The following is a 631-nucleotide window of genomic DNA, read 5'->3' as shown; positions in this document are numbered from 1 at the left end:
WTTGTACAAATAAKAATCCMCTTCGTTACATGATTTCTTYTTCATATAGATAGATATAGGATCTATGGGGCAATTACTTARAAGTACATTTTGTGCWACAGCCCTTCCTATCTGATAGAAAAGGATCCCRTGATCCTGRACCGATCTTACYTGGGATCGCAAATCCCAARTTTGTCTATGAAGAGCRGATCKAATTGTATTAGTGTCTATAATKGATTTCTTCTGTGTAATACTMATYGATAGGGCCTCATTGGTAAGTGCTACAAGATCTCGTGCAYTGGAACCCATGSTTATRGACYCGAATCYATTARTATGGAACATTTTCTTTTCCAAGTGAAATCCCCTAGTATAKGAAAGAGTGAAAAAGTGCTTTCGTTGTTGTGGAATAAGAAGCCTTCGTATTTTAATGCATGTATTTAATTTATTCGGGGCTATTAGAGCGGGATCCACTTTTTGGGGAATATGAGTCGAAGCAATAACAAGAATATTTCTAGTGGAACATCTTTCACAATCCCTGGAGAGAGAGTTCACCAATAGACCGAGGGCTAAGTAACTCGACTCATTCACATCAAGATCATGAATGTTTGGAATCCATATTATGCAAGGAGACATTGCTTTTGCTAATTCGAAT

General features: G+C 37.3%; 1 protein-coding gene. It reads right to left on the bottom strand.

The genetic code is table 11. The annotated features are described in order from the left end of the window. Nucleotides 1-631 (bottom strand): AAA family ATPase (locus EJ063_RS21830; protein WP_126576073.1); only part of this gene is annotated, 631 nt, incomplete at both ends.

The organism is Vibrio aquaticus, from assembly GCF_003970385.1.
GTDB lineage: Bacteria > Pseudomonadota > Gammaproteobacteria > Enterobacterales > Vibrionaceae > Vibrio > Vibrio aquaticus.
The sequence above is the reverse complement of the archived record's forward strand: the minus strand, read 5'-3'. Positions and strand labels throughout refer to the sequence as shown.